At 68.2% G+C, this 19,651-nt stretch carries 18 protein-coding genes; 11 read left to right on the plus strand and 7 right to left on the minus strand.

What is annotated here, in order from left to right:
* Positions 1 to 144 precede the first annotated feature (144 nt).
* Positions 145 to 1,998, minus strand: coding sequence for an RNA polymerase sigma factor RpoD (rpoD, locus tag N5D91_RS12280; protein WP_088027362.1), 1,854 nt, complete (start codon positions 1,996 to 1,998; stop codon positions 145 to 147).
* A 90-nt stretch (positions 1,999 to 2,088) separates the two neighbouring features.
* Positions 2,089 to 2,529 (minus strand): D-aminoacyl-tRNA deacylase, encoded by a 441-nt coding sequence (dtd, locus tag N5D91_RS12285; RefSeq protein WP_110713866.1) that lies wholly within the window; start codon positions 2,527 to 2,529, stop codon positions 2,089 to 2,091.
* Positions 2,530 to 2,590: 61 nt separating this feature from the next.
* On the opposite strand from dtd, the gene N5D91_RS12290 reads away from it, so the two are divergent.
* The 4 genes from N5D91_RS12290 to N5D91_RS12305 all read left to right on the plus strand — a co-directional run bounded on the left by N5D91_RS12290 (position 2,591) and on the right by N5D91_RS12305 (position 6,846).
* Positions 2,591 to 3,511 carry a lauroyl acyltransferase gene (locus N5D91_RS12290; protein ID WP_180846977.1) on the plus strand — a complete coding sequence of 307 codons (921 nt, stop codon included), beginning with the start codon at positions 2,591 to 2,593 and terminating at the stop codon, positions 3,509 to 3,511.
* An 87-nt stretch (positions 3,512 to 3,598) separates the two neighbouring features.
* Complete coding sequence (ribA, locus tag N5D91_RS12295; RefSeq protein WP_110713868.1) at positions 3,599 to 4,735, plus strand: GTP cyclohydrolase II RibA; 1,137 nt, start codon at positions 3,599 to 3,601, stop codon at positions 4,733 to 4,735.
* A gap of 75 nt (positions 4,736 to 4,810) precedes the next feature.
* Positions 4,811 to 5,311 (plus strand): PH domain-containing protein, encoded by a 501-nt coding sequence (locus N5D91_RS12300; protein ID WP_180846975.1) that lies wholly within the window; start codon positions 4,811 to 4,813, stop codon positions 5,309 to 5,311.
* Positions 5,308 to 6,846 carry a PH domain-containing protein gene (locus N5D91_RS12305; protein ID WP_180853988.1) on the plus strand — a complete coding sequence of 513 codons (1,539 nt, stop codon included), beginning with the start codon at positions 5,308 to 5,310 and terminating at the stop codon, positions 6,844 to 6,846. The genes N5D91_RS12300 and N5D91_RS12305 overlap by 4 nt, the downstream gene beginning before the upstream one ends.
* A 119-nt stretch (positions 6,847 to 6,965) precedes the next feature.
* Here the strand turns inward: N5D91_RS12305 and N5D91_RS12310 are convergent, their stop codons facing one another.
* A complete protein-coding gene (locus N5D91_RS12310) occupies positions 6,966 to 8,024 on the minus strand; it encodes a CDP-glycerol glycerophosphotransferase family protein (protein WP_180853989.1) in 1,059 nt (352 codons plus the stop codon).
* Between N5D91_RS12310 and N5D91_RS12315 the strand changes: the two genes are divergently transcribed.
* Together N5D91_RS12315 and N5D91_RS12320 are read left to right on the plus strand one after the other, a co-directional pair.
* Positions 8,023 to 8,841, plus strand: coding sequence for a glycosyltransferase family 2 protein (locus tag N5D91_RS12315; protein WP_153854617.1), 819 nt, complete (start codon positions 8,023 to 8,025; stop codon positions 8,839 to 8,841). The genes N5D91_RS12310 and N5D91_RS12315 overlap by 2 nt on opposite strands.
* A gap of 43 nt (positions 8,842 to 8,884) precedes the next feature.
* Positions 8,885 to 10,006, plus strand: a complete 1,122-nt coding sequence (locus N5D91_RS12320; RefSeq protein WP_180853990.1) for a glycosyltransferase family 4 protein — start codon at positions 8,885 to 8,887, stop codon at positions 10,004 to 10,006.
* A gap of 18 nt (positions 10,007 to 10,024) precedes the next feature.
* On the opposite strand, the gene N5D91_RS12325 is transcribed toward N5D91_RS12320, so the two are convergent.
* The 4 genes from N5D91_RS12325 to def all read right to left on the minus strand — a co-directional run bounded on the left by N5D91_RS12325 (position 10,025) and on the right by def (position 14,661).
* A complete protein-coding gene (locus N5D91_RS12325; protein WP_180853991.1) occupies positions 10,025 to 11,746 on the minus strand; it encodes a glycosyltransferase family 39 protein in 1,722 nt (573 codons plus the stop codon).
* Between the two features lie 23 nt (positions 11,747 to 11,769).
* Positions 11,770 to 13,101, minus strand: coding sequence for a 16S rRNA (cytosine(967)-C(5))-methyltransferase RsmB (gene rsmB, locus N5D91_RS12330; protein WP_164160820.1), 1,332 nt, complete (start codon positions 13,099 to 13,101; stop codon positions 11,770 to 11,772).
* Between the two features lie 3 nt (positions 13,102 to 13,104).
* Entirely contained in the window at positions 13,105 to 14,028 is a 924-nt protein-coding gene (gene fmt, locus N5D91_RS12335; protein ID WP_180853992.1) for a methionyl-tRNA formyltransferase, read from the minus strand.
* 120 nt (positions 14,029 to 14,148) lie between these two features.
* Positions 14,149 to 14,661 carry a peptide deformylase gene (def, locus tag N5D91_RS12340; protein WP_110713876.1) on the minus strand — a complete coding sequence of 171 codons (513 nt, stop codon included), beginning with the start codon at positions 14,659 to 14,661 and terminating at the stop codon, positions 14,149 to 14,151.
* Between the two features lie 126 nt (positions 14,662 to 14,787).
* Between def and N5D91_RS12345 the strand changes: the two genes are divergently transcribed.
* From N5D91_RS12345 to N5D91_RS12365, 5 genes are all read left to right on the plus strand, one after another.
* Positions 14,788 to 15,921, plus strand: coding sequence for a LysM peptidoglycan-binding domain-containing protein (locus N5D91_RS12345; RefSeq protein ID WP_110713877.1), 1,134 nt, complete (start codon positions 14,788 to 14,790; stop codon positions 15,919 to 15,921).
* A gap of 130 nt (positions 15,922 to 16,051) precedes the next feature.
* Complete coding sequence (gene dprA, locus N5D91_RS12350; protein ID WP_110713878.1) at positions 16,052 to 17,179, plus strand: DNA-processing protein DprA; 1,128 nt, start codon at positions 16,052 to 16,054, stop codon at positions 17,177 to 17,179.
* A 43-nt stretch (positions 17,180 to 17,222) separates the two neighbouring features.
* Positions 17,223 to 17,696, plus strand: a complete 474-nt coding sequence (locus N5D91_RS12355; protein WP_005411195.1) for a DUF494 family protein — start codon at positions 17,223 to 17,225, stop codon at positions 17,694 to 17,696.
* Between the two features lie 39 nt (positions 17,697 to 17,735).
* Positions 17,736 to 18,494, plus strand: coding sequence for a pilin (locus N5D91_RS12360; protein WP_180853993.1), 759 nt, complete (start codon positions 17,736 to 17,738; stop codon positions 18,492 to 18,494).
* 49 nt (positions 18,495 to 18,543) lie between these two features.
* Positions 18,544 to 19,476 carry an RDD family protein gene (locus N5D91_RS12365; protein ID WP_164160826.1) on the plus strand — a complete coding sequence of 311 codons (933 nt, stop codon included), beginning with the start codon at positions 18,544 to 18,546 and terminating at the stop codon, positions 19,474 to 19,476.
* Positions 19,477 to 19,651: the final 175 nt, after the last annotated feature.

Here is a 19,651-nt window from a genome sequence, read left to right on the forward strand (position 1 = left end):
GCGCGGTCAGCGTGCGGCCGTCGCGAGAAGTATTCAAATGGCAGATGCGACATCGTTAGGATCCAACGGGCATCGCCGGGAACTACCAAAGAAAAACCCCGCACCAGGCGGGGTTTTTCTCAACGCTTCAACAGCCGCCGGATATCAATCGATATCCAGGAAGCTGCGCAGCTGTTCCGAACGGCTCGGGTGACGCAGCTTGCGCAAGGCCTTCGCTTCGATCTGGCGGATGCGCTCGCGGGTCACGTCGAACTGCTTGCCGACCTCTTCCAGCGTGTGGTCGGTGTTCATGTCGATACCGAAGCGCATGCGCAGCACCTTGGCTTCCCTCGGGGTGAGGCCGGCCAGCACGTCGCGCACGGTTTCAGACAGATTGATGTTGGTGGTGTTCTCGATCGGGGACTCCACGTTGGTGTCCTCGATGAAGTCGCCCAGATGGGAATCCTCGTCGTCGCCGATCGGGGTTTCCATCGAGATCGGCTCCTTGGCGATCTTCATCACCTTGCGGATCTTGTCTTCCGGCATGTCCATTTCCTTGGCCAGCTCCTCCGGCGTAGCCTCGCGGCCGTACTGCTGGAGCATCTGGCGGGAAATGCGGTTCAACTTGTTGATCGTCTCGATCATGTGCACCGGAATACGGATGGTGCGCGCCTGGTCGGCGATCGAGCGGGTGATCGCCTGGCGGATCCACCAGGTGGCGTAGGTCGAGAACTTGTAACCGCGGCGGTACTCGAACTTGTCCACGGCCTTCATCAGGCCGATGTTGCCTTCCTGGATCAGGTCGAGGAACTGCAGGCCGCGGTTGGTGTACTTCTTGGCGATCGAGATCACCAGGCGCAGGTTGGCCTCGACCATTTCCTTCTTGGCCTTGCGCGCCTTGGCTTCACCGTAGGCCATGGCACGGCTGATTTCCTTCAGCTCTTCCAGGTCCAGCTGGGTCAGCGTCTCGATGTCGATCGTCGCCTGCTGTTCGGCGATGATCTGGTCCTTCACTTCGCGCAGGGCCGACGACCACTTCTGCTTGCGCTTCAGTGCGTCTTCCACCCACTCCAGGTTGGTCTGGTTGCCTTCCCAGGAGCGGATGAAGTCCTTGCGCGGCATGCGGGCGGTGACGGTGGCCAGGTTCAGCACGCGGCGCTCGTGGGCCTTGATCGACGCCATGGTGTCGCGCAGCTGCTTGGTCAGCACATCGGTCAGCGGCAGCGGCAGCTTCAGGGTGACGAACACCGCCGACATCTCTTCGCGCAGGCGCGGCAGGTTCTTCTTGTCGCCCTTGGTCGCCGCCTTCTTGAAGGCGTTGAAGGCATCGCTCAGCGCCTGCATGCGCGCAGCGACTTCCTCCGGGTCCGGACCGGTCGGTGCGGCTTCTTCCTCGCCACCCTCGACATCATCGTCCTCGTCCTCGTCGCCTTCGGCGTCGGCATCGCTGCTGTCATCGGCAGCAGCCGCCGGCGGCGCCGGCTCTTCGTCGGCCAGGTCGTTGAAGCCAACGATCACTTCGGCCAGGCGCTTCTTGCCTTCCTTGTGGGCTTCGTAGTCGGTCAGCAGCGACTCGACCGAGACCGGGAACTGGCCCAGAGCGGCCTGGACCTGCGAAAGGCCTTCCTCGATGCGCTTGGCAATGGCGATTTCGCCTTCGCGGGTCAGCAGCTCGACCGTGCCCATTTCGCGCATGTACATGCGCACCGGGTCGGTGGTACGGCCACCTTCGGTGTCGAGCGCGCTCAGCGCGGCGGCGGCTTCTTCGGCCGCGGTGTCATCGACTTCGCGGTTACCGGTGTTGCCATCGTTGAGAAGCAGGGTTTCCACATCCGGCGCAACTTCATGGACATCAATGCCCATGCCGTTGATCATGCCGATGATGTCTTCGATCTGTTCCGGGTCGACCATGTCGTCCGGCAGATGGTCATTGACTTCGGCGTAGGTCAGGTAGCCCTGTTCCAGGCCCTTGCTGATCAGTTGCTTGATTTCGGATTGGGCAGGACGTTCGTTGGCCATGTAGTGCTCGCGCCACCGGCTAGGGAGAAATAGGGAACGTAGCATTATACCAGCCCGGGGCCCCGCCTGCCGGGCGGTGGTCCCGCAGGCTCAGGGCCTGAGAAGGAAGGTCACGGGACCGTCATTGACCAGGCTGACGACCATATGGGCACCAAATCGGCCCGTTTCCACCCCTGGCGCGTGATTTTCACGACAGATCTCGACAAATCGATTGAACCCGCGTTCAGCCTCGTCCGGCGCTGCAGCGCTGGTGAAGCTGGGCCGCATGCCCGAACGGGTATCGGCCGCCAGGGTGAACTGGCTGACCAGCAGCAGGCCGCCGCCGGTGTCGCGCAGCGACCGGTTCATCTTCCCGGCCTCGTCGGCGAACACCCGGTAGCCCAGCAGGCGCTCGGCCATGCGCCGCAGCTGGGCCTCGGTATCGCCCGGCTCCATGCCGACCAAGGCCAGCAGGCCCGGGCCAATCTGCCCCACCGCTTCGTCATCGACATGGACGGCGGCCTGGCTGACGCGTTGGATCAGGACGAGCATCGTGGGCTTCCAATGAACGGGGCCGGCCACGATAGCAGCGGCCTTGGCTAAACTGGCACCGATGAATCCGCAACGCAAAGCCCGGCTGGTCTACCGCGCCACCACCCTGTTCGCCCGCCTGCCCTGGCCAGTACTGCGGGGATTCGCGCGCGCGCTGGCGTGGGCCTGGATCAATCTCAACGCCCGTGAGAGCCGCGTCACCCGGCGCAACCTGGAACTGGCCTACCCGGAGCTGGACGGCGCCGCACGCGATCGCCTGCACCGCGATCTGCTGCGCTCCACCGCGCTGCAGGCCATCGAGACCCTGCGCCTGTGGAGCCAGGCGCCGGCCGACAACCTGCGCCTGCACCTGAAGCAGCGCCACGGCGAGGCCCTGTACGACGCGGCCCTGGCCAGCGGCAAGGGCGTGATCGTGGCCGCACCTCACTTCGGCAACTGGGAGCTGCTGAACCAGTGGCTGGCCTCGCGCGGGCAGATCGCCATTGTCTACAAGCCGCCGGAGGACGAAGCCAGCGATGCCTTCCTGCAGCTGGTGCGGGGCGGCCAGAACGTACAGCAGGTGCGCGCTGAAGGCCCGGCCGTGCGCCAGCTGTTCAAGGTGCTCAAGGACGGCGGTGCCACCGGCATCCTGCCCGACCAGCAGCCCAAGGCCGGCGACGGCGTGTTCGTGCCGTTCTTCGGCGTGCAGGCGCTGACCATGACCCTGGTCAACCGGCTGGCCGAGCGCACCGGCGCCACCGTGCTGTACGGCTGGTGCGAGCGCATCGGGCCGGACATGGAATTCGCCCTGCACATCGAGCCGACCGACCCGGCCGTGGCCGACCCGGACCCGCAGGTGGCCGCCACCGCGCTCAATGCCGGCATCGAGCGCATTGCGCGCCGCGATCCTGCCCAGTACCAGTGGACCTACAAGCGCTATACGCTGCGGCCACCGGGCAGCGGCGAGGAAGACCCGTACGCGACCGAAGAGCATCCGCACTGACGGCTGCCGCACTCAGGCCCACCTGGCACCTGCGACCGACGGCCGCACCACGTTGAATACGACGCCGGCGCCCCCATAGAGACTGCGATGTCCGCCTCCCCCGGTCCTGCCATGCCTGCTGCCTCTTCCCTGTTCGGCGATCCCGCCGCGATCCGCTGCGAACGCGCGGTGGCCGAACTGCGCGCCGGTCGCCCGGTGCTGCTCCACGATGGCCAGGGCCAGCGCCTGGCGGTGATCGCACTGGACAGCGCCACCGCCAGCAGCTTCGCCACGTTCGCCAGTGCCGCGCGCGAGCGCCACTACCTGTTCCTGACCGCTACCCGCGCCCGCGTGCTCGGCGTGGAGGCCCCGGAAGGAGCACGCCTGCCGCTGGCGGGTGTTGCCTTCGATGCGCTGCCCTCGCTGGGCTACCTGCGCGAGCCGGGCCCGATGCCGGACGGCTGGAGCGCGGGTGACGCCTTCGATGCCGGCGCGGTGGAACTGGCCCGCCTCGGCCTGCTGCTGCCGGCAATGGTGGCGGTGCGCCTGGACGCCGAAGACCGCACCTTTGACGGTGCTGCCGAAGTGGCCCTGTGCGACCTGGCCGAAGGCGCTGCCCATGCGGCCCACGATTACGAACTGGTGGCACGTTCGCCGGTACCGCTGCGCGACGTCGGCATGACCACCTTCGCGGTGTTCCGCGGCGGCGTGGCCCAGCGCGACCAGGTCGCGATCATCGTCGGCGAACCGGACCTGTCGGCAGTGGTGCCTGTGCGCGTGCACTCCTCGTGCCTGACCGGCGACCTGTTCGGTTCGCTGAAGTGCGACTGCGGCGACCAGCTGCGGCGTGGCCTGCGCAAGCTGAAGGAACTGGGCGGCGGTGTGCTGCTGTACCTGGACCAGGAAGGACGCGGCACCGGCATTGCCGCCAAGATGCGCGCCTACGGCTACCAGCACGACGGCCTGGACACCATCGATGCCGATGCACAGCTGGGCTTCGGTGCCGACGAGCGCCGCTACGGCAGTGCGGTGGCGATGCTGCGTGGCCTGGGCATTTCGCGCGTGGCCCTGCTCAGCAACAACCCGACCAAGGCACAGCGCCTGCGCAACGCTGGCATCGAGGTGCTGGACTGCATTCCGGTCACCGGCGAGATCACCGCCGAGAACGAGCATTACCTGCGCACCAAGGCTGATCGCGCAGGCCACATGCTGGATGTGGACGCGCTGATCCAGGCTGCCCAGTAACGCAGCCGACCTGCTACCGTCTGCGCGGTGCGGCCACGGCCGCCACCGCCCGCCCTGCCACCTGACGGAGCCCGCGTGACCGACGTTCCCCTTACTGCTCCGACCGCCGATGCCTGGCAGTCGCTGCCGCGCCGCGCCGCGCGGCTGGCCGCACTGGAAGGTGCCTTCGGCGGCCTGTTCGTGCCGGGCCTGCCGCTGGCCGCAGCCGCGTGGTTCTTCGACCTGCCCGGCGGCCTGTGGACGGCCGCCCTTGGGCTGCTGATCGGCATCGTCTTCGGCGCCTGGCTCGGCCGCCGGCGCTTGACCCGCACCCGCTGGCGGCTGGATGCCCAAGGGCTGGGCCTGCGCCGCGACCTGATGTGGCAGCTGGAAACGCGCGTCCCCATTTCGCGCGTACAGCACCTGGACCTGCGCCGCGGCCCGCTGGAACGCCGTGCCGGGCTGGCCACGCTGATCGTGCACACCGCCGGTACCCGCATGAGCGCGGTGACCGTCAGCGGCCTGGACGAGGCCGATGCCGAGCGCCTGCGTGACACCCTGTCGCACCAGCTCGACCAGGACGCCGACGCCCTGTGAGCCTGCCGCCGCCCCTGCCCGCATCGCTGCCTGCCGGTGGCGAGGACCATCGCCTGCATCCGTGGTCGTGGCTGTTCGTGCTGCTGATGCAGCTGCGCCACTACTTCCTGCCGCTGGTGGCGTTGCTGGTATTCGGCCAGCGCGGCGACCGCGATCCAATGTGGGCGCAGCTGATCCCACTGGCAGCGATCGTCGCGCTGGTGCTGGTGTCGGTGCTGCAGTACCTCAGCTACCGCTACCGCATCGGCAGCGATGCGATCACCGTGCGCAGCGGCCTGCTGGCGCGCAACCGCCGCGAGATCCCGTTCGCGCGCATCCACAACGTGGAAGTACGGCAGAACCCGCTGCATCGCCTGTTCGGCGTGGCCGAACTGCGCCTGGAATCGGCCGGTGGCGTGCGTCCGGAAGCCGAGATGCGGGTGCTGAAGCTGGACCAGGCGCTGGCGCTGGAGCAATTGGTACGCCAGCGTGGACAGGCGCCACAGGCCATTGACGCCGTTGATGCGCCGCCCATTGCCGAGGTCGACAGCGAGCACGTGCTGCTGCGCCTGTCGAGCTGGGACGTGGTGCGCATGGGCCTGCTCTCCAACCGTGGCTGGGCACTGGCGCTGGCCGCGTTCGGCGTGCTGTTCCAGACCGTGCCGCGGCCGGTGATGGACGATGCCATCCAGCGTGGTGGCCGCGAGGCCTTCGGCTATGCCAGTCACCTGCATCCCGGCGTAACCGGCGCCTTCCTGCTCTTGGCTGCCGCGCTGCTGCTGGGCTGGCTGGGGCTGCGCCTGCTGTCGGTGGTGCTGACCCTGCTGCGCTACCACGGCTTTACGCTCAGCGAGCAGGATCGCCGCTTGACCGTTTCGGCCGGCCTGCTCAGCCGCACCCGCAGCAGCGTGGCGCGTCGTCGCATCCAGGCCTGGACGCTGCGCGAAGGCACTCTGCCGCGCTGGTTCGGGCTGCGCCAGCTGCGTATCGACAGCGCCGCCGGTGGCCCCTCGCGCGAAGAGGACCGCGCCCTGCGCGAACTCGCGCCACTGGCGTCGAGCGAGCGCTGCACGGAGCTGGTGCAGCATCTGCTGCCACAGCTGCAATGGCCACCGGCGCAGTGGCAGTCCGTTCCGCAGCGCGGCTGGTGGCGGCTGTGCCTGGGCGCGCTGGTGCTGGTGCCGCTGCTGGCGGCGGCCGCGTGCTGGCGCTGGGGATCGTGGGGGCTGCTGGTGCTGGCGTGGCTGCCGGTGGCGCTGCTGGTCGCGCACCGGCAGATGGCACGCATGGGCTGGTATCTGGACGACCACTATGTGGCGGTGCGGGGCGGCTGGTGGAAGCGCTGGTGGCGCTGGGCCGAACTGGACAAGGTGCAGGGACTGCGCCTGCAGCGCTCGCCGCTGGACAAGCTGCTCGGCACCAGCAGCCTGCAGCTTGATACCGCCGGCGCGCACGGCGATGTGGCGCTGACCCTGCACCATCTGCCGCAGGCACAGGCCCAGCAGGTGATGGAGCAGCTGGCCGCGGCACTGGCTCGGCGCAAGCTGCGCTGGTGATGGAGCACCGCGCACCCCGGCCTTGAAACAGGTAGTGCCGGCCGCTGGCCGGCATCCGCCGACATTACCGAGATTGCCGGCCAGCGGCCGGCACTACCGCGAGCGAGGTCAGCGAGGCTTCAGCGCTGCGACGGGCCCCAATACCCCAGGTCCTTGCGGATCTGCAGATCGCGCACCCAGCTGCCGAACGGCTTGCGCCGCAACGCACCCATTTCACCGGACAGGAAATCCTCGGTGGCCGCGATCACCCGTTCGCTGGAGCGGCCATCGCGGTAAGGGTGGATGGTGTCGGCGTAGCGCACGATCTCCGCCTGCAACGCTGCATCCGGGTGCAGCGCGCGCTGCAGCATCGCCGGCAGCTGCGCAGGATCATCGAAGTCGATCATGTGCGGCTTGGGCACGCGGTTGCGGAAGGTCACCACCGGCTTGTGCTGGACGATGAACTCCGAAACGATCGACGAGGTATCCGAGACCAGCACGTCGGCGGCACGCTGCGCGGCCATCACCTGTTCCGGCTCGATGAAGCGGGCATTGGCACCGGCCAGCGCGCGGTAGCGTTCGAACAGTTCCGGCGGGCACTTCGGGTGCAGGGTCAGCAGCCAGTAGTGGTCGCCGGCGGCGATATCAGCGGCGATCTGCGCATGCAGGTGTGGGGCCGCACTCAACCGTTCAGTGAAGGTCGAGCCGAACAGGATCACCGGGCGGTCTCCGGCCGGTGCGCGCAGCGCGGAACTCTCGCCACCGTCATCGCGGAACAGCGGGTCCAGCTTCGGCCAGCCGGTCTCGGCCACCGCGAAGTGGCCCTGCAAGGCGGCGATCTCCCGGAACGGCGCGGTGGTGGCCGGGCCCTGCGTGCAGTACAGGTCGAACATGCCGCGCACCCGGAAGTGGCCGCGCGCGCTGTCCCGCTTCTCCACGTTGAAGCCATGGAACAGCTGCACCTTGGCCCCGGACAGGAATGTCGGCACCCAGTTGGCCGCGCTGAACACCGCCCGCGGACGCATCGCCAGGGCCTGCTTGAGGCCGATGTTGGGCACCCCCGGCAGGCTGCTGCCAGCCGCGCCGCCTTCGAACCAGGCCGCCACCTCCTGCCCGGAGGCGTGCAAGGCCTGCGCCAACGGGGCGAGAATAGGCAGCGCATAACGCTCCGTCGCAAACAACAGGTACCCGGCCATCATGTCCTCCACGACCGCTCCCATCGAACGGCCTCGCATCTCGGCGTGCATTATCGCGTTCAACGAAGCCGGGCGCATCGGCGACTGCCTGGCCTCGCTGGCCTTCTGCGATGAGATCGTGGTGGTGGACTCGTATTCCACCGATGCCACCGTAGCCATCGCCGAGGCCGCCGGTGCCCGCGTGCTGCAGCGCCCGTTCGACGGCTTCCGCAGCCAGAAGGCGTTCTGTGTGGAGCAGGCCCGCCACGACTGGGTGCTGTGCCTGGATGCCGACGAACGGATCAGCCCGGCGCTGCGCACGGCCATCGAACAGGTCCGTGACGGCGGCTTCGCCGGCCATGCCGGCTATCGCTTCGCACGCCTGTCGGAGTACTTCGGCAAGTTCCTGCGCCATGGCAATGCCTATCCGGACCGGGTGATGCGCCTGTTCGACCGCCGCCGCGGGGGCTGGCGCGGCAAGCGCGAGATCCACGAGGCCGCCAGCGTCGACGGCAGCGTGGGCACCCTGCCCGGCGACCTGATCCACTACCCGTACCGGTCTTTGCAGCAGCAGTTGGCCAAGACCGAGAAGTACGCGCGGATGATGGCCGAGCACGAGTTCGCGCGCGGCAAGCGGGCCACACTGGGCAAGCTGGTGCTGGCCCCGGCCTGGCGGTTCTGGCGCGGATTCCTGTTCCGCGGCGGCTTCCGCGATGGCTGGCACGGTCTGGTCTACGCCTATGTACGGGCCAACTACGTGCGGCAGAAGACCATCATGTTGTGGATGCTGGGCAATGGACAGGCGGTGGCCGACCCGGCGCCTTCTGCGGACCGGCCTTGACCACGCTGTGTCACACTGCGCGGGCGTTGCCTGAAGACCCCCCATGAAAATCCTGTACACCAACTTCCACTACGGCGACGGTGGCGGTCACACCACGTACATCGTCTCGCTGGCGCGGGCCCTGCATGGCCAGCACACGCTCCATGTCGCCGCACCGGCCGACAGCCGCCTGCTGCGGACCATGGCCGATGAAGGCATCGCCCGCACACTGCCGATTGCGTTCGGCAGCGGCCTGCCAACGCTGCCCCGGCAGCTGGCCGAACAGCGCGCGCTGCGCAGGCTGGTGCGCGAAGAAGGCATCGACCTGATCCACGTCAACGGTGCACGTGACCACCGCTTCGTGATGCAGGGCCTGCTCGGCATGCGCCGCCCGCCGATCATCCTCACCAAGCACAACAGCAAGCCGACCAACACCCTGGGCAACGCCGTCCGTGCCCGCCTGGCCACCGACCGCGTGATCGCAGTATCGGCCGACACCAAGCGCCTGCTGGAACAGGGCCCCTACCGTCGCTGCCCGATCGACGTGGTCCGCAACGGCGTGGACCTCGAGCGTTACTCGCCGCAGCCGGCCGGCACCGGTTGCGCACTGCGCCAGCAATGGACGCAGGATCCACAGGCGCTGGTGCTGGTCAGCAACGCCGGCACCGACGATTACAAAGGCTGGATCGACCTGGCCCGGGCCATCGCGCGGCTGCCCGATGCAGTGCGTCCGCACGTGCACATGGCCGTGGCCGGCCACCTGCCCAGCGCGCTGCAGCGCGAACAGGTGCAGGCGCTGGGCGAGGTCGCCGCACAGGTGCACTTCACCGGCCTGCTGGCCGATACCCGCGTCCTGATCGCTGCCGGCGACGCTGGCTTCGTACTGTCCCATGACGTCGAGACGATCTCCTTCGCCTGCCGCGAAATGATGGCCAGCGGCAAGCCGATGCTGGTCAGCGACTATGCGGGCCTGCCGGAGAACATCGAACCAGGTGTCGATGGCTGGGTGGTTGCCACCCGCGACATCGACGCCATCGCCGCACAGGTTCAGGCGCTGTACGCACAGCGCGATGCGCTGCCGGAACACGGAGGTGCAGCACGCCGCCATGCACAGCGGGAGTTCGGCCTGCAGACATTCGCCGACGCCACGCTGGCCAGCTACCACGCCGCCCTGGCCAGCACCTGAGCCGCGTTGCCCGAACGCTCAATCGGCGATCCCGGGTCCCTGCAGGCGGCGCTCGTGCTCGAGTTCCGCCGCCGACGGTCGGCAGGTGCCTGCAACCGCGTCGGCAGGCACCAGCCACCAGCGGCGACGATTGGAAATGCCCGCCATCTCGGCCCGCGCACGATCAATGCAGGCCTGCATCGCATCCTCGTTCACCAGCAGCCAGCGCTGCTGGGGAACCAGCCGCTGCCAGCGCACGGCCGCCTGCAGTTGTTCATGCCAACGCGCTTCGAATCCAAAGGTGGCCGCCGGGCGATCGGCCATCAGCAGGTTCTGCTCTTTCCATGCCACCAGTCCCAGCTCGGCCTGCGGGCCGATGCGTGCGCTGACTTCACGCATCAGGCCACGGGCCGAGCTGGAATCGTTCAACACCGGATAACCGACCAGGCTGTACAGCACCCAGACCCCGGCCAGGCTGGAAACCAGGGCCACGTGCCGACGCCGGCGCCCGCACACCCCTAGGCTCAGGGCCGCCCAGATCGCCATCGCCAGCGCCGCCCAGGCCAGCGCATCGGTGGCGCCGGGAAGCAGCCCGCGGCCATGGGTGAGGCGCACTTCGAAACCGGGATCACCCAGCAGCGCCAGCGCACCGACCAGGCCCAGCGCCAATGCCAGCACCATGGTGAAAGCGCCCAGCACGCGCTGCACGTCGCGCCGCCTCAGCAGCCCGGGCAGCAACGGCGCCAACGCCAGGCAGAACATCGGCAATGCCGGCAGGATGTAGACGTCGCGCTTGCCGTGCGGAATGGAGAAGAACAGCACGACCAGCAGCCACCAGGCCAACGGCAGCAGGTAGCGCGCATCGCGCCGACGCAGCCGCCGGAACCAGGCCGGAACTGCCCACGGCAGCAGCAGGAACGCGGGAATCCACATCGACGGCATGATCGCCAGGAAATACCACCACGGCTGGTGATGGTCCCAGGACTGCGTATAGCGCCGCGCAGTCTGCCGGAACAGGATGTCGTCCATGTAGGCGCGGTACGGCTCCGAGCCGGTGGCCAGGCCGGCCAGCAGCATCGGCGCCAGCCACAACGACACCGCCAGCAGGAAGACGAGCGGTGCCAGCCAGAAACGCAGGTCACGCACATGCAGGCGCACCCGTGGCCAATGCAGCATGGATGCGATTGCGGCCGGCGCGATCATCATCAGCGCCAGCACGCCTACGCCCTTGGTGATCACCCCGATGCCGGCGAAGAACCAGCCGAGCCACCACCAGCGCCAGGCCGGACCCAGCAGCAGATGGCGCAGCAGGCCGTAGTTGGCCAGGGTGATGAACAGCACCACCAGCGGATCGATCTGCGCCTTCTTCGCCTGGAAGGTGAAGTGCAGCGCGAACAGCAGTGCCCAGCCCGCGTACAGCCCCACCTGCCGCGTCCACAGGCGGCGGCCGAGGTCGACCACGCACCACAGCGTGCCCAGCGCAGCCAGCAAGGAGGGCAGCAGGAACGCCACCCGCCAGTGGCCGACCAGGCTGTACAACGTGGCCTGCCACCACATCAGCATCGGCGGCTTGTCCGAATACAGTTCGGGGCCGCGATGCGGGAACAACCAGTAACCGCTGTCGACCATCTGCTTGGCCACCAGCGCGAAACGTGGCTCATCCGAGGGCCACGGATCACGGAGGCCCAGACCGGTCCCCAGCACCAGCAGGGCCATCAGCACGAACAACCACGTCTGGCGCGACGCGTGGGTTTTCAGCATGGGACTCGAAACGGCAGCGGGGGTCAGGCTGCTTTTATCAGACGCGCGTAGAAGAAACCGTCAGCATCGTTGTCACCCGGCAGTCGCTGGCGTGCCACGCCTTCGCAATCCACGCCGAACTCGTCACCCAACGGCTGCGCCACGGCGTCCGGATGCCACTTCAGGAACGCGCGCACCTGATCGATGTTCTCGGCACGCAGGATCGAACAGGTGGCATACAGCAGCACGCCACCCGGCCGCAGCATCGACCAGCAGGCTTCCAGCAGGCGCGCCTGCACGCCGACCAGCGCATCGATGTCTTCCGCACGACGATGGAACATCACGTCCGGCTGGCGACGGATCACACCGGTGGCTGAACACGGTGCATCCAGCAGGATCGCGTCGAACGGCACGCCGTCCCACCACGAACCGGGATCACTGGCATCGGCAACCAGCGTCTGTGCATGCTCGCCCACCCCGGTGCGGGTGTAGGTGTCGCGTGCACGGGCCAGCCGGCGCGCGTCGATATCCAGCGCCAGCAGGCGCAGGCTGGGGTCACGCTCCAGCAGGTGCGCCGACTTGCCGCCCGGTGCCGCACAGGCATCCAGCACGCGCGCACCGGCCACCGGCGCCAGCGCGTCGGCCGCGCATTGCGCCGACAGGTCCTGCACCGACAGCGCACCGTCTGCGAAGCCAGGCAACTGGTTCACCGCAACGGGGGCCGCCAGGCGCAATGCGTCGGTGCAGAGCGCACTGGCTTCGGCGCCGATGCCGGCGTCGGACAGCGTGGCCAGCACCTTGTCGCGACCACCATGCTGGCGGTTGGCGCGCAGCCACAGCGGTGCCGGCTGCAGGCTGGCGTTGAAGATCGCCTCGGCCTGCGCCGGCCAATCGCGCTCGATCGCATCGGCCAGCCAGTCCGGGAAGGCGTCGCGTGCAGGCTGCTCCGGGAAACCCTCGCGCTGCGCGCGGCGCAGGATCGCATTGACCAGGCCCGCCTGGCGCTCGCGACCCAGCGCGCGTGCCGCATCGACGGTGGCCGACAGCGCCGCGTGTGCCGGCAGCTCCAGCACGTCCAGCTGGGCGAAGCCGACCATCAGCAGCGTGCGCAGATCGGCGTCACGCGCCGACAGCGGCTTCTGCATCCATGCCTGCAAGGCAGCGTCATAGGTACTGCGGCGACGCAGGACAGCGAAACACAGTGCTTCCAGCAGCGCGCGGTCGCGGCTGTCGGCCAGCTTCGGCAATGCCCAGGCCAGTTCGGCCTTCAACGAACGGCCACGGGTGAACACCTGGGCCAGCACGCGTGCGGCCAGCATGCGCGTCGCCGCGCCCGGCGCCGCCTTGGCGATGGAAAAATCGTTCTGCTTCGACACCGCTTACGCTCCCACGCGCAGGTCGCGGCGAGCGTTGAGGTAGTCGGCGGCGGTGATCGCCTTGCCGCCTTCACGCTGCAGCACGCGCAGGCGCAGAGCGCCCTGGCCACAGGCGATGTCGATGCCATCGCGGCCGGCGGCCAGCACCGTACCCGGTGCCTGGCCGTGGTCCGCCTCCAGCGCCACCGCGCCATGGATGCGCACGCGTTCGCCGGCCAGCGTCGCCTCGGCGATCGGCCACGGATTGAACGCGCGCACGGTGCGCGCCAGCGCGCCCGCATCCTGCGCCCAGTCCAGCTTCGCTTCGGCCTTGTCCAGCTTGTGTGCGTAGGTCACGCCCTGTTCCGGCTGCGGTCGCGCGATCGGCTTGATGCCGGCGCGCAGCAGGCCCAGGCCGTCGGAGAGCACCTGTGCGCCCTGCTCGGCCAGCTTGTCGTGCAGCTGGCCACCGGTATCGGTGGCGGCGATCGGCAGCTCCTGGTGCAGCAGCACCGGGCCGGTATCCAGGCCGGCCTCCATCTGCATCAGGCACACACCGGTCTTTGCGTCACCGGCCTGGATCGCACGCTGGATCGGCGCGGCACCGCGCCAGCGCGGCAGCAGTGAGGCATGCACGTTCCAGCAGCCATGGATCGGAATGGCCAACACCGCCTTGGGCAGGATCAGGCCGTAGGCCACCACCACCATCAGGTCCGGCTGCAGGTCGCGCAGTTGCTGCTGGGCGGCTTCACCCTTCAGCGACTCCGGCTGGTAGACCGGAATGCCGCGGGCCACGGCTTCGAGCTTGACCGGCGACGGCGCCAGGCCACGGCCGCGCCCGGCCGGGCGATCAGGCTGGGTGTAGACGGCCACGACCTCGTGATGGCGCGCAGCCGCGCGCAGCGATGACACCGCGAATTCCGGCGTACCGGCAAAGACAATCCTCATGGCTACCCCACTTGCAGGATGGATTCGTGCAGGAAAGAAAACGGCGCCGTCGGCCGGCGCCGTACAGCCCGCGCGCGTCGCGCAGGCACGGGCCACCCGAAGGGCGGCCCGGATTGGCGATCACGCCACGTGCTTGCGCTGCTTGGCCAGCTTCTTGCGCACCATCTCGCGCTTGAGCGGCGACAGATAGTCGATGAACAGCTTGCCGTCCAGGTGATCCATCTCGTGCTGGATGCAGGTGGCCAGCACTTCGCCGGCTTCCAGCTCCTGCTGCTGGCCATTGCGGTCCAGGTACTTCACGGTGATGGTGTCGGCGCGGGTCACGTCGGCGAAGATGCCCGGGACCGACAGGCAGCCCTCCTGGTACACCCGGCCTCCGTCCTTGGCGACGATTTCCGGGTTGATGAACACATGCGGTTCATTCTTTTCTTCGCTGACATCGATGACCATGAAGCGCTTGTGCACGTCCACCTGGGTGGCGGCCAGGCCAATGCCCGGGGCGTCGTACATGGTCTGGAACATGTTGTCGATCAGTTCCTGGAAGGCCGGCGTGGTGACTTCGGCGGCTTCGATCAACGCGGCCTTGGTGCGCAGGCGCGGATCGGGGAACTCGAGAATGGGGAGAAGGGCCATGGCTGTTTCCGGATAGGGGGCCGGCACGCCGGCATACGTCGCAGATTCTAGCTCCAACGCTTGCCTTGCGCCCCGGTTTCTGGACTATAGTGCGCGGACCTGTTGGGGAATCAGGGCTTCACACCTATGTTGCTTCGTTTTCGTACGGTCGTCGCCGCGGCGATGCTGACCGTGGCTGCCTATGCTACCGCCGTGGAAGTGAATGGCGGGCACCCGGACACCTATGTGGTCCGAAAAGGGGACACGTTGTGGGATATCGCCGCACGTTTCCTGCAGAAGCCGTGGCTGTGGCCGGAGATCTGGCAGGCCAATCCGCAGATCGCCAATCCGCACCTGATCTATCCCGGTGACGTACTCAGCCTGGCCTATCTGGACCGGGTGACCGTGGCGGCCCGGCCCGGCCCGCGCCAGGAGGCCCCGATCGACGCCATTCCGCTGGCCCAGGTCGAGCCGTTCCTGAAGCAGCTGAGCGTGGTCGACAGCGTCAAGCAGCTGCCCTACGTGGTCGGCCTGGAGGACAGCCGCCTGCGCGTGTCCGGTGGCGACACCGTCTACGTGCGCCTGGCCGATGCCCAGGTGGGCCAGCGCTGGGCCGTGGTACGCCCGACCGTGCGCTACGCCCAGCCCAAGCCGACCGAGGACCTGACCGCCAATGGCGACGTCACCCCCGGCAGCGGCAACCTGTGGAAGGCCTACAACGCCCCCAACGCACGGCGTGGCGTGCTCGGCTACGAGCTGGCCCAGGTCGCCACCGGCACCATCACCCAGATCGCCGGCGGCAAGGTCGAGGCCTCCACGCTGGTGCTGGACAAGAACGTCGGTGGCCGCGAAGTGCGCGCCGGCGACCGCCTGGTGCCGGTCGAAGCCAAGCCGTACGACCTGCAGTTCGTGCCCCACGTGCCCGCCGCGGGTGTCGAGGGCGTGGACGTGCGCGTACTGGCGGTGACCGACATGTTCACCGCCGGTGGCCCGCGCGACGTGATCGCGATTTCCGCAGGTCGCGCCCAGGGTGTGGACAACGGCACCGTGTTCTCGCTGTGGCGCCCCGGCCGCCACGTGGCGCACCGCATGAAGTACCCGACCTCGTCGCGCATGGACGACTCGCTCAGCACCGGCGCAGGCCGAGTCTCGCTGCCGGACGAATATGCCGCGCACGCGATGGTGTTCCGCACCTTCGACAACGTCAGCTACGCGCTGGTGATGCAGGGCGTGAAGCCGGTGCGGGTGGGCTACAACGCGCTGCACCCGGACGCGAAGTAGCGGTTGCCGGGCTGCCCCGGCCACCGCAGGGAGTGCCAGCCACCGGCCGGCAGGCACCTCCGGCAAAACCTGACAGTCACATGCGAAGGCGCCCTAGGGCGCCTTTGTTGTGTGCGGCCGATAGTGGGGGATGACCACGCATGCATATGAGGCGCTGCTGCGCCTGCTGATGGCGGGAGGCGCACTGGCGCCCCGACGGGCCCTGCTGCAGGCCGCGGGCGGTGCGGAAGCCGCCATCGCGCAAGGCACTGCGACCTGGCGCGCACACGGTTGCACGCCGGAGCAGTGCGCCGCGCTGGAACACCCCGATATCCGGGCATGGACAGCCGCACGGCGCTGGCTGGAAGACGACAACCACCACCTGTTGGCCTTCACCGATCCGGGATTCCCTCCCCCCCTGCTGGATGTGCCCAACCCGCCTCTGGCGCTGTTCATCGCCGGCGACCCCAGCCTTGCCTGGCGCCCCTCGGTGGCGCTGGTCGGCAGCCGCTCGCCGACGCCAGGCGGACGCGCGCTGGCCGCCCGGTTTGCTGGCTGCTTCGTCGAAGCGGGCCTGGCGGTGACCAGCGGACTGGCGGCAGGCATCGACGCGGCCGCTCACCAGGCCACGCTGGACGCCGGTGGCTGCACCGTGGCGGTGATCGGCACCGGCCCGGACCGGACCTATCCGGACAACCATGCCCGGCTGCAGGCCCGCATCGCCGCCGAAGGCGCGGTGCTCAGCGAGTACCTGCCGGGCACACCGGCACGCCCCGGTCACTTTCCAGCCCGCAACCGCCTGGTGGCCGGGCTGGCGCTGGCGACGGTGGTGGTCGAGGCCGCCCAGCGCTCCGGCGCATTGATCACCGCGCGCCTGGCCGCCGAGGCCGGCCGCGAGGTCTGCGCCCTGCCCGGTTCGGTACTCAACCCACGCGCGGCGGGCTGCCACCGGTTGATCCGCGAGGGTGCGGCACTGGTCGAGCGTCCGGAGGAGGTCCTTGAACTGCTGGCCCCCGCCCTTCGCCAGCAGTTGCCGGGCTTGCAATCACGGCTCGCCACCCCCACTGAACAGGCACCGCCGGCGCTCCTGCCGGCGCGCTGGGCCGACGACCCTGACTACCAGTGCTTGTGGCGGGCCCTGGACCACAACCCAAGCGGTATGGATTCACTGATCACGCGCTGTGGATTGACGGCGCCCCAGGTGTCCTCCATGCTGCTGGCCATGGAACTGGCGGGAATCGTGGTGTGCGTACACGGCCGCTACTGTCGAACTCCCTAGTTTCTTCACCTCCACAGCGTCGCGCGACGCAGGCCGAGGGGCAATGAAAGAGAGCATCCTGGACGTACTGCTGTACCTGTTTGAACACTATTTCAGCGAAGATGCGGACCTGATCCGTGACCGCGATTCGCTTCAGAACGGCCTGATCCAGGCCGGTTTCAGCCCAACCGAGATCAACAAGGCGTTCGACTGGCTCGATGCCCTGGCCGCGCAGCGGCCGAGCGTGGCCCAGGCGCGGGTCGATGGCCCCGTGCGCGTCTACCACGGCCCCGAGCTGGACAAGCTGGACGTGGAATGCCGTGGTTTCCTGTTGTACCTGGAACAGCACGGCATCCTCGACGCCGACCAGCGCGAGCTGGTGCTGGACCGGGCCATGGCCCTGGACCAGGACGAACTGGACCTGGACGACCTGAAGTGGGTCGTGCTGATGGTGCTGTTCAACCAGCCCGGCTCCGAAGCGGCGTACGCCTGGATGGAGACGCAGATGTTCATGGACGAGCCAGAACCCCTGCACTGACCGTACACTTGGGGGCATAGCGCATTCAGGAGCGTCCCCGTGAGCGAGTGGTTCCATGCAGAAGGCAACCGGCAGCAGGGTCCGCTGCCGGCGGAACAGTTGGTCGAGTTGTTCCGCAACAACCAGATCTCCCTGGACACCCTGGTCTGGCGCGACGGCCTGCCGCAATGGCAGCCGTTGCGCACCGTGGTGGACGAACTCGGCCTGATCGTGCCGGCACTCGACGCTTCCGCACCGACCATCGAGCCCGAACCGGAACAGGCACCGGCGGCACCGCCTCCGCCGCAGCCGCCGGTGCTGCCGCCGTCCACGCCGTATGCCGCCACCCCGCCGGCCGGCGTGTTGCCGCCACCGAAGAAGAAGCTGTCCGGCTGCGCCCTCACTGCGATCATCGGCGGCGGCCTGCTGCTGGTGCTGGTACCAATCCTGGCCATCCTGGCCGCCATCGCCCTGCCCGCCTACAAGGACTACACCGTGCGCGCCAAGGTTGCCGGCGCAGTGGCCGCGCTGCAGCCGTTGAAGGACCAGGTGCAGCATTTCGCCGATGACGAAGGCCGTTGCCCCGGTGCCAACGACGCCGGCTTCCCGGCCCCTGGCGACTTCACCCAGGTCGGTCTCTCGGCAGTGAACATCGGCCGCTTCAACAACGGCCACTGCGGCATCGAAGCCACCCTGGCGCTGCCCGGCAAGAGCCTCGATGGCGATCTGCTGTGGCTGGAATACGATCGCGACAGTGGCCGCTGGGAATGCAGCGGCGAAAGCGACGACAAGTACCTGCCGCCGTCGTGCCGCGGCTGAACCGCGCACACACCGGCACCTCCAAGGACGATCCAACAGGGAACATGCAATGACTGAGTGGTATTACGCAGAAGGACAGCAACGCCAGGGGCCCTTGCCGGTCGAGGAGATCCGCCAGCGCTTCCAGCGCGGCCAACTGAACCTGGACACCCTGGTCTGGCGCGAAGGCATGGCGCAGTGGGCTGCGCTGCGCCAGGTGGTCGACGAACTCGGACTGCAGACACTGGCTGACGCCAGCACGGCCGCCGCCAGCGGCGGCTTCGACCTGCGTGGCGACTATGCCGCCATCGACAACGGTACGGCGCCACTGCCGGGCACCGGCGCCCTCAGCAGTTCGCCCTACAGCGCCCCTGCGGCGCTCGGCGGCGGCGGCCATGCCCAGCCGGTGATGGGGGGCGAGGTGGTCTATGCCGGCTTCTGGAAGCGCGTAGCGGCCTACATGATCGACTACTTCGTGCTGGTCATCCCGGGCAGCATCATCGGCGCCATCCTCGGCGTGGTGCTCGGCGCCAGCATGGGCGCGGTGGGCAGCGGCGAATCGGCCATCGAAGTGGTCGCCCAGCTGTCCAGCGCACTGATCAACTTCGCCATCGGCATGGCGTACTACACCTGGTTCCATGCCTCGAAGGGTGGCGCCACGCTGGGCAAGATGGCGGTCGGCATCAAGGTCGTGCGCAGCAATGGCGAACGCCTGACCAAGGGCCGCGCATTTGGTCGCTACTGGGCCATGCTGCTGAGCAGCTTCACCCTCGGCATCGGCTTCCTGATGGCGGCGTTCACCGAGCGCAAGCAGGGCCTGCACGACATGATCTGCGACACCCTGGTGGTCGACCGCTGGGCCTACACCGACCAGCCGCAGCTGCAGCGCCGGGAGCTGGGAACGGTCACCGTGCTGGTACTGGTGCTGACCGGCCTGCTGTCGCTGGTGGGCCTGGCCCTGCTGGTATTCGCGGTCGGCTTCATCGCCAAGATGGCCTCCTGAACGGCCATCCTCACGACTGGCTGCTTGACAGGGGCTGGCCGGGCGTGATTCCTCTAACAAGGTGAAACCTGAACGCCCGGCACATTACCGGGCGTTCAGTTTATGGATTTGCCCGTGGCCGCTTCACTAATGCGGCCGTTTGCTCCACCCTAGCGGCCCCTTCCCCACGGTTCGC

The organism is Stenotrophomonas sp. GD03794, from assembly GCF_029842145.1.
Lineage (GTDB): Bacteria > Pseudomonadota > Gammaproteobacteria > Xanthomonadales > Xanthomonadaceae > Stenotrophomonas > Stenotrophomonas riyadhensis.

Excerpts from the sequence above, each read along its gene's own strand:
- rpoD (WP_088027362.1), bottom strand. The coding sequence starts at position 1,998 with ATGGCCAACGAACGTCCTGCCCAATCCGAAATCAAGCAACTGATCAGC.
- dtd (WP_110713866.1), bottom strand. The coding sequence starts at position 2,529 with ATGCTCGTCCTGATCCAACGCGTCAGCCAGGCCGCCGTCCATGTCGAT.
- N5D91_RS12290 (WP_180846977.1), top strand. The coding sequence starts at position 2,591 with ATGAATCCGCAACGCAAAGCCCGGCTGGTCTACCGCGCCACCACCCTG.
- ribA (WP_110713868.1), top strand. The coding sequence starts at position 3,599 with ATGTCCGCCTCCCCCGGTCCTGCCATGCCTGCTGCCTCTTCCCTGTTC.
- N5D91_RS12315 (WP_153854617.1), top strand. The coding sequence starts at position 8,023 with ATGTCCTCCACGACCGCTCCCATCGAACGGCCTCGCATCTCGGCGTGC.
- N5D91_RS12310 (WP_180853989.1), bottom strand. The coding sequence starts at position 8,024 with ATGATGGCCGGGTACCTGTTGTTTGCGACGGAGCGTTATGCGCTGCCT.
- N5D91_RS12320 (WP_180853990.1), top strand. The coding sequence starts at position 8,885 with ATGAAAATCCTGTACACCAACTTCCACTACGGCGACGGTGGCGGTCAC.
- N5D91_RS12325 (WP_180853991.1), bottom strand. The coding sequence starts at position 11,746 with ATGCTGAAAACCCACGCGTCGCGCCAGACGTGGTTGTTCGTGCTGATG.
- fmt (WP_180853992.1), bottom strand. The coding sequence starts at position 14,028 with ATGAGGATTGTCTTTGCCGGTACGCCGGAATTCGCGGTGTCATCGCTG.
- def (WP_110713876.1), bottom strand. The coding sequence starts at position 14,661 with ATGGCCCTTCTCCCCATTCTCGAGTTCCCCGATCCGCGCCTGCGCACC.
- N5D91_RS12345 (WP_110713877.1), top strand. The coding sequence starts at position 14,788 with ATGTTGCTTCGTTTTCGTACGGTCGTCGCCGCGGCGATGCTGACCGTG.
- dprA (WP_110713878.1), top strand. The coding sequence starts at position 16,052 with ATGACCACGCATGCATATGAGGCGCTGCTGCGCCTGCTGATGGCGGGA.
- N5D91_RS12355 (WP_005411195.1), top strand. The coding sequence starts at position 17,223 with ATGAAAGAGAGCATCCTGGACGTACTGCTGTACCTGTTTGAACACTAT.
- N5D91_RS12365 (WP_164160826.1), top strand. The coding sequence starts at position 18,544 with ATGACTGAGTGGTATTACGCAGAAGGACAGCAACGCCAGGGGCCCTTG.